This window comes from Ferrovibrio sp., assembly GCF_025869515.1.
Classification (GTDB): Bacteria; Pseudomonadota; Alphaproteobacteria; order Ferrovibrionales; family Ferrovibrionaceae; genus Ferrovibrio.
Map to the genome: position 1 here is coordinate 1 of NZ_JAOZVR010000030.1, position 12,932 is coordinate 12,932.

Below are 12,932 nucleotides of genomic sequence, written 5' to 3' on the forward strand. Positions count from 1 at the left end.
CAGGTTCCAGATGGTGTTGGACGGCGCACGGAACTGCAGCGAAATATATTTGTCGCGCGATATGTTGGTTGCGATCGTGCTCGTATTGTCGCCGGGGAAACCATAACCTGCCGTGTCCCCGCTACCCGTAGGAAAGGTATTGGCACTGACGCCGAACATGGTGACATAATTCATGAAGGAAATATTGCCAGGGTACAAACCCCCGGTGACAATTCCTGATGTCTGCCGCATTGCGTCCGTCAATCCCTTCGGATCGCTGAGTTCGGTCACGCTCTGGCAATAATTTGCCGGCGGTGCCGTGCCATGCTGCACCGTCACCGATGGCGTGGAATTGATGTTCGAGCGCACAGTGCTCAGATTGGCATCGGTCTGATCCTGGTAAGTGCACTTGGCCTTGAATGTGATATTGCCGTCCAGAGTAGCCGACGTATTTTGAACATCGACATTGCGAGTCACTGTCGCGCCGCAACTATTGCCGCACAGGTTGGCGGACCATCCTGAGATGATGGAAACATTGCTGCCGGTGAATCCATCCGGTGTACAGGTAACGCCCGGGGTCACCTCAGTCAGCCCGGTATTGAGCTGAAGATTGACCGTGCCCGCACCAGTCGTCCCGCCGCCCACCGTGGTCTGCCCGGTCACGCTCAGGCCTGCTCCGGCAATTGCAGTGACTGGCAAAGGATAGCCAGTAGAACTGCCGCAGGGAAAATCCGCGCTGAGATCGATCGAAACATTGCCAGTGGTCGGATCGATATTGAGCATCGAGCCGGTCATCGTGCACTGTGTATTCCCGTTTCGCTTCACCAACACCTGGAAATCCGCGGCATTCACGGCCGTGGCGGAAAACAGGAATGCACCAATCGCAAGCGCGACGACGGCTACTGGAGAATATTTTCTGGGCTCGATCACTGGCTGGATCTCTCAAATCGCTGGGGAATGAACAGCTAGGGCGTAAAGGATAGACCTTGGCACCTTAAAAAAAAAGAAAGCCCCGCGTGCGCGGGGCTTTCCGGTCAACTGAATCTGACCTGGGTCACTATTACGAACAAGCCAGCGGTGCGGTCGGATCCGGAACCGAGCAAGCACGCGAACCCTTGTGACGCCACAGGCCCGAGTAGTTGGCCAGTTTGCCCGGAGCGGCATTGGCATTGACGTAGTTGGTGATGGCGAAGCCGGTAACCGGCAGGCCTTCAAACACTTCGCCTTCCGACGACGCTTCCAACAAATGCGCTTCCGACGTCGGGTTCAATGCAATGCGCATCCAACCGTTGTTGAGGGAGTCGGCACGCACGTCCACGTTCGACGCCAACTGCGATCCCAACACCGGCGAGGTGCGGTTTGCAGTGAAGTCGGCGGACGTCTGGAACGAGATGACCTGGGCTTCGTAGCGCAGCACCGGGATCGGGGAATCACCCGGATCGCACGGCGAGAAGCAGACGCCGCAGTTTGGGTTGTCGCTATCCGAACCGGTACAGGCACTCGGATTGCCTTCTTCACGATCGTACGGGAACAGACCCACCTGAACCTTCGACTCACCCGTGCCAGCGCCCGAATAAGCCTTGAAGACTTCCGCGAACGGAGCCAGAGCCGGTGCGGGGCGGTCGACATAGAAGTTCTTGGTCGGGAAGGTGACCACCCAATCCGTCGTCGCAGCGGCACCACCACCCAGGACATACTCGTTGAAGATGTTGTCATGGGTGAACAGGGCGCTGACTGCATCGATCTTGCGACCGAAACCGCCGCCGTAGGTGGCCTGGATCAGGCGACCATTGTCGAACACATAGGCGGTAACCTGCGCATCGGAGGCACCAACGTTGGCGAGCGACGGGAGGACGTTACCCGGACGGTCGTGCAGGTTTTCCTGGCCGTTGGAGACAAAGCCTTCGATGGCGTCGGCGTTGTAGCCGGCGCTGACACCATTGGCGACGTCAAGCAGCAGGGCGGCACCGAACAGACCACCGGTGGGCGGGTCGATATCGGTATTGCGATCCTGGATCCAGTAGCCCGGGGGCTGCGCAACCCACGCACCAATGACCTGCCCACAATTGTCCGGCACGCCGGCGATATGGGTGATCGCATCGAGCGATCCTTCCGTAGCATTCGTGACGACGCCCATCTCGATGATCTCGAAATGGCCTTCGCGGGTACGCTCAAGACCGGTCGGACCGCCATCGGCGTTCGCACCCGAGAACAGGGCATTGGTGAACGGCAGGAAGCTGCGGCCGTCCGGCAACTGCTGCAACGGCGGCAGGGTCGAACCCTTGATGTCCGGAACCGTGCAGGAATTGTCGTCGGTCAGCAGGTTGGCTTGATCCTGGTCCGGGAGCTTGAACAGCGCTGCGGTCCAGACGTCATAGGGCGACAGGTAGACGTGGAAGTCGCGCACTTCACGGCTGTTGTAGCCTTCCATGAAACGCACCTTGATCGCCTTGCCCTGGTCGGTGGTGTTGACCACGGAGAACAGGGTTTGCAGATTGTCACCGACGCCATTCGAGTTGACGGTGTAATACGGGTAAAGAAGAACCTGACCCAGACCATCCGGGTTCAGATTAACTGCGCTCGCGAGGTTCGCGATGCCCACCGTACCGGCGATACCGGCGACGACGGCGGTCGTCAAGCTATTTCGCTTCATTACAGACACTCCTAAATTGACCACAGGGCTTTTGCTTACGGCTAACTTCTGTCCAACAGCAGTTTTGTCCCGCTTTTCAGAGGGCAGGGTTAGGCAACAGCGAACCAATCGTACGGCAAGGTTCCACACGGTGCAATCCCTTGCGGACAATTCTTCATTGTCCGCCTCCCCTTTGCCAGCCGGGATGTTTACAGCGGGCAGCGAGTCCCCGGCTCGCACTCGCGGGAACTATACGCACAACCGTTACTTGCTGCCAGTCAAATCATTGGCATGCGGCAGGAAATACCACTTGCCCCCGCTGAGGATCCAGGTTTCCGAGACGAATCCCACACTGGAAACCACCTGGCTTATCCCCGGCATCTTGACCCCGATATCGACCTGCAGGTCAACCACACAGGTTTTCGGCTTGTCGCACGTCTCTCGATAGGGCAGAACCTTGTTCCACTTGATCGGGCGATCCTTCATTTCCTTGACATAATCATCGCGCGTCACCGTGGCCTTGTAGCCGGGGCTCAGATAGTCGTAGGCCTTGTCTGTCTTGTTGGCAATCAGCAAGTCCCAGCGTTGCAGGGCTCGTTCCTGAACGACCTTGTTGGGTACCGCACCCACAGCCGACGTGCCGGCAGCGGAATCCGCCTTGTCGGGCTTGGCCGTATTCGAGGTGCAGCCTGCGGCAAACAGGGTTGCTGCAATCAAGACTGCCAGTGACGGCATGGATACTCGTTTCACGGATTGACTCCTCAGTGCTTCAGGGGTGTTGACTGCGACTCGCCACGCAGTGGGTTCAGGTTCTGGAACTGGCGCTTGTATTCCTCGGTGATCTCGCGCGCTTCATCGGAATTGCTGACAACCTCGGGAGTTATGAGCACTATCAGCTCGGTGCGCTGATGACTTCTGCTCGTGCTGCCGAACAGCTTGCCGAGAACGGGTATCCGACTCAGGCCAGGCACGCCATCGTCGGAATCCTGGTCGTCTTCCGAGATCAACCCGCCAAGCAGGATGGTCTGACCGCTCTGTACCGCGATGCTCGAATCGAGCGTACGCGTGTTGATCGGAGGATTTTCGCCGGGGGCAGCCGGGCCGGGCTTGCTGACTTCCTGTGAAATCTCCATGTAGACCAGGCCGCCTGGATTGACCCTCGGCTTAACCTGCAGGATCACGCCCGTATCGAGGTAGGTGGTTTGTCCAATGCCGGTGTTGGTTGTCGTGGTTCCGTTGTTTTGCAGACTACCGACGCCGATGATGCTCTGGGTTTGCACCGGAATCCGTGTACCGACGTTGATCTGCGCTTCCTGGTTGTTCATGACCATCAACGACGGGGCCGACAGGATCTTGGCCTGTCCGCTGCTTTGCAACGCACTCAGCGCTACCTGAAACTTGCTGTTCAAATAGGAATAGAAGAAATTTCCAGAAGCTGCCGGCGTGGTAGCCGCACCCAACAACGATCGCTGCCGATCCAGCCGGTTGGGCATCGGATAGCCGTTGGGATCATTCGGATTCGTGTATGAAGCGCCGTCATAACCCTCACCCTTCAGGCCGGCGAACCACCATTTCACGCCGAACTTGAGATCGCCGGACAGGGTGACTTCGAGGATCTTGGTCTCGATATGCACCTGCAAGGGTGCGATATCGAGCTTGCGGATGGCCGCCTGCATCGAATCCCATTCAGCCGGCGTGGCCATGATGAGGAGCTGGTTGCTTTCCTCGACGGCGGTGATGCGGATGTCCGAATCGCCGTTACCGGCCACCGCGCCGGTGGCGGCACCCGACTTGGGCTGGCTGCTGGTACGGCTGCCAAAACGGCTCGAACGCGCGGAACCGGAGCGACCCGCGCTTGTTTCCGTCCCTGCCGCCCCGGCACCGCCAATGGTAGCGGCGGCAAGGCCCGGGGCGACGGCACCCGAGGTATCGGTGCGGCGGGTACTGCCGCCGCTCGCACTGCCGAGGAAGATCTGCCCGAGATAATCTGCCAGATCGACCGATTTGATGTTCTTGACATCGTAGACAAAGAGCTGGGTGGCGCTTTCATCGCCGGCACGATCAAGCCGCTTCAGCCATTCCTCTGCCTGGCGCAGGTATTCCGGTTGCGCGGTAATGGCGATGATCGCATTCGAGCGTTCGATTGGAATGAAGCGGAACATGCCGGCCAATGGCGATTCGCCAGTCGCGCCAAAGACTTTTTCCAGCTCGGGCAACAAGGTGCCCACCTCGACCCGCTGCAGGGTGAACACGCCGACCGACATGCCCTTGAGCCAATCGACATCGAAAACCTCGATGGTCTGCGCATAGTTGGTCAGCTCCGACGCCGTGCCCGCGAGGACGAGCATGCTGCGCGCGGTATCGATGTTGATGAACGCATCCGCCTTGGCGTAGGGCTTGAGCAACTTGGCCATCTCGCTCGGCGAGATGTAGCGCAGCGGGAATACCCGCACCTCGTAGCCATTGGCCAGGTTCGGCGCGCCGATTTTCGGCGTCAGGTTGCCGGGCAAGGCATCCTTGATCTGCAGCACCGTGTAGCGCCCATCCTTGTAGACCAGGGTGTTGCCGGTCCACGACAGCAGCATTTCGAGCACCGACATGGCCTGGTCGGCGCGGATCGGCTTGGATGTCGAGAACGACACATTGCCGCCGACATTTGGCGCAATCGTGTAATTTTCCTGCAAGAGGTCGCCAAGGATGGCCTTGACCACCGACTGGATCGGATTGTTCTCGAAATTGAAATCGACCTGCCCTTCGCCCTTGGCCAGCGGCGCGACCCGGCGTGCGGCAGCCTCGTCGATGAACTTGCCGGTACCGAGCTGGATTTCGGGTTTGGGCGGTTCGAAGCTCTTGTCCTCATTGACCTCGACATCGATACCGGTGGCTTTCGCCGCCTTGTCGGCAACAGGCTGGCGGCTGATCGCCACGCTCTCGGCCGTCAATGGGATCGTCTCGCCCGCATGCGACGCGCCTTCGCTTTTCATCGGCGCGCTCGAACAGCCCGCCAGCAGCGTGAGGGCCAGAGCGACCGAGATTTTTATGAGTCTTGAAGTCACGTGGATCACTCCGTCAATTCTTTTGCCCAGTGGGCGAGTTGCCTCGCTGCGAACGCAGGCGCTCGGCTTCTTCACGCATTTGTCGCCGCCGCTCCTCGATGCGCTTGGCCAGATCCGATGCGGCTTCGTTGGCCTGTTTCGGCGGCTCTGCTGCTGATGCGGGTCTGGCGTTGGCCGCTGGCGGTGCCGGTGCACGCGCAGGCGCCGCGGTGGTGGTCAATTCGATCTCGGCCTTCTCGTCGTTGGCATTCCTGAACGTCGCCAGGCGCGGCTCGAGCGCTTCCAGAGTCCAGCCCGCCTGATCGCCACTCAGGGGCATTCCGACCTTCAAGGTCAACGATTCGTTCCGCATGTTGTCACGCAACATGGCAATGCGCAGCTCCGGCCGGTTGCCGCTCGCGCGCACGATGATCACGCCGGTCAGCGTGACATTCAACGCCACCGGCGGCGGGCCTTCCACTGCCGGTGCATCGTCGCCCAGCGGCGTCGGCTTGCGATCCTCGTTGAACAGGGGACGATTCTCGACTTCGGCAAAGCTCGCCATGGGGGGAATCTTCAGCGGCGTCTGGTCGACCTCCGCAACCCGCAGCCCCTCATCCGCAGCATCAGGCGGCAGCCAGCCGTAACCGCGGCCGTATCCGGCAAGCTGGATCAAGGCGGTCACCACCAGCAGGCCGCAGATGGCGGCCAGCACCAGGGTGAACATGCGGGCGGTCCGGATATCCATGCTCAGGGTGCCTCAGCCGGCTTGCCGGGCTGGCGCAGGTAACCGGAAAGGTTGAAGCGCACATCCAGCGGACTGGCCACGCGCTTGGCGCCCGGTGGCACATAGGTCTGCTGCTTGTAGATCATCAGCTCGTCGACGAAAAGATAAGGTTTCCCATTTTCGAGGTCATAGAGGATGGCCGCCAGCGATTCGAGATCGCAGCGCAAGCGCGCTTGCACGACGACCTTCATGTACAGCTCGTCCTGGCCACCGGTGAACGGCGAGGTATTGATCACCGAACAACGCTTGGGGTCGGACTGGTCGGTCTGCGACTGGCGCAACCGCGTGATCAGGCCGGCCGATGCCGCATTGGCATCGGCCTCGGCGAGGAAAGCCTGGTTGCCCTGCTCATAGGCGCGCACTTCACCCAGCTTCTTCTCGATGGCCGGGCGTTCGCCGATCACCCGCGCATAACGCTGCTGCTGCTCGCGCAAATCGGCCATCTGCGTGTAGTAGTCGAGATGTGGCGCGACAAACCACCAGTGCACGCCAAACAGGTAGATTGAAAGAAGGACGATCAGCAGCAGGATCACTGCCAGCGGCCGCCCATCCTTGGGACGCAACTCAAGGCGTGCCATCGCTGGCCTCCCTGGCGTCGCCTTGCTTGGCGTCTTCATTCTTCACATCGCCGGCAGCCGGCTCGGCCGGTTTCGCATGCCCGTGCGTGATGATTTGATCGACCGGCACATCCTTGGGTTCGGCGACGATGGTGAATCGATCCTTGCCGGTACGCGGATCTGGCTGGATCTGCCCTTCGAGTTTCGGATTGGCCAGGAATGGCGATGCGGTCAGCACGCTGATCAAGCCTGCCGCATTCTTCGCCTGTCCCTGCAACTGGATCTGGTTGTTCTCGACGCTGAGGCGCTCGAGATAGGTGTCGTCATCGAGGCGGAAGGCAAGATCGTCGAGCAAGGCGATCAGCAGCGGGCCATTGCGTTTCCTTTCGGCGAGGAAATTGGCGCCATTGATGGAATCCTGCAGGGTCTTCTTCAGCGCCAGCACCTCACGCGCGGCCACAGCAGCCTTGTCGACCTCGGCCTGCATGGTTTCGACTGCCAGTGCACGGTTGTGCAGGGACTCGGACATGTTGAACACGAGCAGGATCAGGATCAGCGCGGCAAGCCCGAGATTGAGCGGCAGGCGCATGTCGCGCCGGCGTGCGCGCCGCTCGGGCGGCAGCAGGTTGACGCCACGGCGCACGCCATCGACACCTTCGCTGCGCACATCGACGCCATCAAACTCGATGGCACCTCCGGCAATCGCCGCGAGTTGCGGATCCAGCACGCCGCGCGGGATCACCGTGAGCTCGACGCGCAGGCTTCGCGTGGCTGCATCCCGGCTGACGATGCGGCTGTCGAAATGAACCTGGTCGGCCTTGAATGGCGTCTGCCGATCCATCTCGAAGCCGAGCACCTGGCGCAGGTTGTCCTCGGCCGCGGCCGGCAGGGTCAACACGCGCGTCAAGGCACGCGATTCAGGGACACAGAGCACTGTGCGCAGGCCCGGATTCTCGATGCGCGCGCGCATGGCGCGAAACTCGGCGGCTTGTTCCTCGGCGCTTGCGCCCGTTGCGATCTGGCCAAAACTGGAAATCGCCTTCTCATGCTCGCGCAAGACGAGGATCGCCTCGTCCGTGGGTTGCAGCAACAAGGCTTCGGAGTTGCCGCTGAAGAACCGTCGCCAGCGCGGCGGCAGACAGGCGATCAGTTCCGCTCCCCACCACGAAAAGAATCGTGGCAGCGGGGTCTTGGCAAGGCGCGTCCGCAGACGTGCCAATTGTCTGTCCAGGGCTTCTTTCACGATGACTACGCGTTCTCACCATCACGCCAGCGAAGCACCACAAAGGGCCGCCCCGCCGAATTCATCCCGCCCATGCGGATGGTCGCATCGAGCACGGTACCGGCTCCATTGGGGAGCTTGGCACGGGATTTGACACTATACGTGAGGCCTCCCCCGTCCGCCATGAGCGGCGAACCATCCGGCAGCAGCAGGCCGGAACCGCCCTGATTCAGCATCCCCGGGGCCAGTTGCTGGCGCTCCTGGATCAACTGCCGGGCTAGATCCGGCGTCATTCCGGGGATGGCCATCATCGCCTCCATTGGCGCATAGGCGGCACTCGGCGTGCTGCGCCCCGAGAACATCGTGATGGCCGGCTCGATCTTCGAATAAATCGAATAATCCATGCCGAAAACCTGCTGGATTTCGGAAAGCGTCTCGAACGGCGCATTGCGCGGACTGTAGGGCAAACCGGCGGCGCGATAGTCGCCCCGTTCGGCACCATGCAGGCCGGTCTGGTCATCCGGATCACGCCAATCCTGGATCGCGTCCGCCAGTTCCTCGGCTTTTGCCTCCTCGACGCCGGCACCGACAAACAGGCTCTTCAGGGAAACCGGATCGGCGGCATTGATGTCGATCTTGCCGGAATCATCGGTCAGCGAAATCTCGACCTCGACCCCATCGAAGACAACGGAATATGGCCGGCCATCGGCGACCCATTTCTGCGTCGGATCGGACTTGCTCAATCCGTACACGGCAAGGTTGATGCCGGCCTCGGCGGCATAGCGTGCCGTCGTGGTATCAAACAGGTGGCGCGACTGCATGCTCTCAGTACGCGCGATCAAGGCGAAGCTGCCCAGCAGGATGGACAGCATCGCAATCACCCACATGACCAGCACGAAGGCGACACCACGTGGCCGGCGCTGCGCACGACAAGGTGCAAACCTGGCGCTGGCGAAATCCGGCCTCATCGTGTCGATCCGGGGGCGTTGTTCGGCGGCACGGTCATGCCTTCCCTGGGCAGGATATCGTCGAAGCGCACGGTGTTGGACTGGCGCGCGGCCCCGACATCGAGCATCAGCGGGATCTCCATGTCCGGCCAACCAACCAGGGCTTCCTTGCGCATCTTCAATTCAATGCGAACCATCACCGGGGAAAGATTCGGTTCGTCCCAGTCGTCCGACCAGTCCTCGAGCTCGCCCTGGTCGTCGAGTTTCCGATACTCGAACTTGCCGCTCTCGATCTGATCCATGAGCACCACCGGCTCGCTGTCGCCCTTGTTCAACTTGTCCTTGTCGAATCCGTTCAACATCCAGTGATTGAACAGCAACTGCCGGCCGTTGCGGGTATTGCTCAGCTCCAGCGTCTGCACGTAGGCGCCGCCATTCGACAGATAACCCGGCATCGGCGCGACAAAGCGCATCAGGTCGCGCTTGCCCTCGAACAACAGGTTCTCGCCGGTTCCGGTTTCCTGGCCAAACGGCAGCGGCAGGATGCGGCTGACCTGATGACGGATGAACTCCTGGGCCACGCGCAGGCGGTTGGTGCGATCCATGAGCTCTTCGCCAGAGTGCATGCCCTTGACCGCCGAGCGGATGCCACCGAATGCCGCCGCCAGCAACACCGCCAGCAGGAGAATGGCCAGCATCACCTCGATCAGGGTGAAGCCGCGCGCACCTGAAAGAATGCGCATCCTCACCGGCGCCTCCGCTCCGCGGGCGCGGCCTGACCTTGGCGCATGCCATCGATCCCCGGCTGCACACCACGCATGTCAGCACCCGGAAATCCCTGGGTGTTCGGCGAATCCGAATTGGCCGTGCGCAGCGTCGAGAACTCCGCCCGGCGTTCGTGCGCGTTGTCGCCCCAGGTCACCGTCAATACAACATGGAAAAGATCAATCTGCGGCATGCCGAACCCGGCTGCCGCCGCGGGCGCGAATGACGGCTGCGCCGCAACCGAACCCGGTCCGCCTGCGTTGGTAGAGTTCTGGGTGACTTCGGCGACCACCAGCTCGGGGTCGATCTGCTCGATCTGCAGGTCCCAGCGGTATTTCCGGTCGAACTCGCCATGGCTGCTGCCTGCCTCGATGCGCTCGCCGATGCCGACATTGTCGAGCAGCGACTGCGCCCACAGCGCGGCGCGCGTCTCGTCGGCCGAGCGCCTGGCACCGTTCATGGACATGGTCAGGATCTGCATCAACGCGCCGACGGCGATGGCGAAGATCACGAACGCCGCGATCATCTCGATCAGGGTGAAACCGCGGCTGGGCTGGCGGGGAAAGTTGCGCATACCCCGAACAGACCGCACCAGCGCGAGGGAGTTCGTCACTTCTCGTTGTCCGGCTTGTCGAGGGTGACCTCGCCGGTCAACCAGCCGACATTGATCTTCCACTCGCGCTCGCCGAGCACGACGGCGATATTGCCGCCGGTGGAACTTCCGTCCGGGAAGAAGCGGATGCCGCCGGTCTTTTCGCTGGTCAGTTCCTGCTGCGCGGTGGTCAGGCGCAGGATCATGTCCTTCGGCAGTTCGCGTTCGGCCTTGCCCGGCGCGAGCCAGGTATTTTTTTCCAGATCGAGCATGAGTACCTTCTGCTCACCCTTGACGATGGCCTGACCGCGCGTATAGCGCAAGCCGGCGACCAGATCATTGCTGGCCGCCTGGATGCGCGCGCCGGCCAGGGTGCGGGTGAAGGCGAACGTGACGACGCTGGCAACGATGCCGATGAGGACGATCACCACGATCATCTCGATCAGGGTGAAGCCTCTTGAGGAGCGGGGAGTCGGCATTCGGGATTCGGGATTCGTTGAGAAGCAGGCGACTCGCGAGCATGCGCATGCTCGTTTTTTCGAATCCCTGATCCCGAATGCCGAATCCCGGCTCACTTATTCCCAACTCCCGTAATCCTTGTCCGTGCTGTCGCCGCCGGGCTTGCCGTCCTTGCCGAGGAAGATGATGTCGAAATCGCGGCCGGCATCGCCGGGCTTCTTGTACGCGAACGGATGGCCAAAGGGATCCTTCAAGTCGGTGTCCTTGGCATACGGGCCGAGGCCCTCGCGCTTGGTCAGATCCTCAAGCGAATTCGGGTAGGAACCGACGGCCATCTGGTACTGCTCGACCGAGCCGGCCAGCTTCTTCACCTGGATCGTGCCAGCTTTCCATTTGCCGCCACCAAAGGTGTTCATCATGCCGCCGCCAACGATGGTGATGACGATGCCGAGGAGAACGATCACGGCGATCATTTCCATCAGGGTGAAGCCGGCAGTACGCGGCAGCGGGCGCAGGTTGCGCGGGTTTCGGGTCTTCATGATCGTGTTCCTCATTGAATCGAACTGGTCAGTTTCAGAATGGGCAGGATGATCGCCATCATGATGATGGCGACCACCACGGTCATCACCACGGTGGTTGCCGGCACCAGCGCGGCCAGCAGGCGTTCCAGCGTGTTGCGCACCTCGATGTCGAAGGTGTCGGCCACCTTCAGCAGCATGGTGTCGAGTTCGCCGGATTCCTCGCCGACGCTGATCATCTGCAGGGCAAGTTTTGGAAATTGCTTTGATTGCGCCAGGGCGAAGCCGAGACCGCTGCCGGTCTTGACCTCTTCGCTGGCCTTTTCGACAGCAACGGCAAGGAAGGAGTTTCCCATCACATTGCGGGCGACATTCAGCGCGCCGAGCAGGGGCACGCCATTCTTGAGCAGGGTTCCGAGGGTGCGCGAGAGGCGCGCGGTCTCCAGTTTGCGCACCAGTTCACCGGCAATGCGCACGCGCAGCAGGCGTTCGTCGATATTCAGGCGGCTGACCGGATCGGCCAGCTTGCGTCGGAACCAGGCGATGAAGAAAACCAGGGCGGCCAGCATCAGCCACCAGAAACTCTGCAAGGTCGAGCCGACGCCGACGACGATGCGCGTCAGCAGCGGCAGCTCGACATCCATGTCGGCAAACATCTGCTCGAACTGCGGCACGACAACGACGAGGAGGACGAACAGCGACACCAGCACCATGCCGACGAGGAAGGCCGGGTAGATCAAGGCGTTGATCACGCTCGACTTGAGTGCGCGCGAACGTTCCAGGTAATCGGCCAGGCGACGCAAGGTGTCTTCCAGCGATCCACCCGCCTCGCCGGCGCGCACCATGTTCACATACAGGCGCGAGAACGTGCCGCGCTCGGCTTCCAGCGCATCCGAGAGCGTGGTACCCCCGCGCACCAGATCGCGCACGCGTTCGAGGAGATTCCTGGCCTTTTCGCTTTCCGGCAGGTCGAGCAGGATCTGCAAGGCGCGATCGAGCGGCTGTCCGGCGCCCAGCAAGGTCGCCAATTGCTGGGTGAACTGCACGATCTGCGCTTCGCTCAGCGTCGGTCGCTTCATCAGTGCGGCGAGCAGGCCCCCGGATTCGACGCTGTCGGCATCGCGCACATCCAGCGGGATATTGCCGGCATCCTGCAGCTTCATGATGACTTCGTCCGCCGAAGCCACGTCCATCTGTCCTTCCAGCGTTTCCCCGGATGGCGTGACGGCCTTGTAATGGAAGAGGGTCATGGGCTTGAAAGCCGGGATTGGAGATGACCAGCCGTTAGGCTGTTGAAAGTCGGGATTCGAGATTGGCTTTGGGGCAGGGATTCGGGTTTGGGGTTTTATGTTTGGATTGGGGGGGTGGGCGCGGGGCGGGGGGGGATTATGGATTAAAAAAAAACAAATAAAAAAAACAAAAAAAAGTGTTATTATAAA

Annotated in this window: 13 protein-coding genes; all 13 read right to left on the bottom strand. The window is 61.1% G+C overall.

Annotated features, from left to right (window positions below; translation table 11 throughout):
• Positions 1 to 909: hypothetical protein (locus OJJ21_RS04625; protein WP_297683611.1), on the bottom strand; the 909-nt coding region annotated here is incomplete at its 3' end.
• A gap of 130 nt (positions 910 to 1,039) precedes the next feature.
• The gene (locus tag OJJ21_RS04630; protein ID WP_297683613.1) at positions 1,040 to 2,632 is read right to left on the bottom strand and encodes a hypothetical protein; all 1,593 of its coding nucleotides are present in this window, start codon (positions 2,630 to 2,632) and stop codon (positions 1,040 to 1,042) included.
• A 243-nt stretch (positions 2,633 to 2,875) separates the two neighbouring features.
• Positions 2,876 to 3,361, bottom strand: coding sequence for a hypothetical protein (locus OJJ21_RS04635; RefSeq protein WP_297683615.1), 486 nt, complete (start codon positions 3,359 to 3,361; stop codon positions 2,876 to 2,878).
• A gap of 11 nt (positions 3,362 to 3,372) precedes the next feature.
• Positions 3,373 to 5,676 carry a type II secretion system secretin GspD gene (gspD, locus tag OJJ21_RS04640; RefSeq protein ID WP_297683617.1) on the bottom strand — a complete coding sequence of 768 codons (2,304 nt, stop codon included), beginning with the start codon at positions 5,674 to 5,676 and terminating at the stop codon, positions 3,373 to 3,375.
• Between the two features lie 4 nt (positions 5,677 to 5,680).
• Positions 5,681 to 6,394 (bottom strand): hypothetical protein, encoded by a 714-nt coding sequence (locus tag OJJ21_RS04645; protein WP_297683619.1) that lies wholly within the window; start codon positions 6,392 to 6,394, stop codon positions 5,681 to 5,683.
• 2 nt (positions 6,395 to 6,396) lie between these two features.
• Positions 6,397 to 7,011 carry a type II secretion system protein GspM gene (gspM, locus tag OJJ21_RS04650; protein WP_297683621.1) on the bottom strand — a complete coding sequence of 205 codons (615 nt, stop codon included), beginning with the start codon at positions 7,009 to 7,011 and terminating at the stop codon, positions 6,397 to 6,399.
• On the bottom strand, positions 6,998 to 8,209 hold the full coding sequence (locus tag OJJ21_RS04655) for a PilN domain-containing protein (RefSeq protein WP_297683624.1): 1,212 nt from the start codon (positions 8,207 to 8,209) through the stop codon (positions 6,998 to 7,000). The genes gspM and OJJ21_RS04655 overlap by 14 nt, the downstream gene beginning before the upstream one ends.
• A 29-nt stretch (positions 8,210 to 8,238) precedes the next feature.
• Positions 8,239 to 9,180, bottom strand: a complete 942-nt coding sequence (locus OJJ21_RS04660; RefSeq protein WP_297683626.1) for a type II secretion system protein GspK — start codon at positions 9,178 to 9,180, stop codon at positions 8,239 to 8,241.
• A complete protein-coding gene (locus OJJ21_RS04665) occupies positions 9,177 to 9,902 on the bottom strand; it encodes a prepilin-type N-terminal cleavage/methylation domain-containing protein (RefSeq protein WP_297683637.1) in 726 nt (241 codons plus the stop codon). Before OJJ21_RS04665 ends, OJJ21_RS04660 begins: the two co-directional genes overlap by 4 nt.
• Before the next feature lie 2 nt (positions 9,903 to 9,904).
• Positions 9,905 to 10,537, bottom strand: a complete 633-nt coding sequence (locus OJJ21_RS04670; protein ID WP_297683628.1) for a prepilin-type N-terminal cleavage/methylation domain-containing protein — start codon at positions 10,535 to 10,537, stop codon at positions 9,905 to 9,907.
• Entirely contained in the window at positions 10,534 to 10,995 is a 462-nt protein-coding gene (locus OJJ21_RS04675; protein WP_297683630.1) for a GspH/FimT family pseudopilin, read from the bottom strand. The genes OJJ21_RS04670 and OJJ21_RS04675 overlap by 4 nt, the downstream gene beginning before the upstream one ends.
• 96 nt (positions 10,996 to 11,091) lie before the next feature.
• Positions 11,092 to 11,514 (bottom strand): type II secretion system protein GspG, encoded by a 423-nt coding sequence (locus tag OJJ21_RS04680; protein WP_297683632.1) that lies wholly within the window; start codon positions 11,512 to 11,514, stop codon positions 11,092 to 11,094.
• A gap of 11 nt (positions 11,515 to 11,525) precedes the next feature.
• Complete coding sequence (locus OJJ21_RS04685) at positions 11,526 to 12,743, bottom strand: type II secretion system F family protein (RefSeq protein WP_297683634.1); 1,218 nt, start codon at positions 12,741 to 12,743, stop codon at positions 11,526 to 11,528.
• Between the last annotated feature and the right edge of the window lie 189 nt (positions 12,744 to 12,932).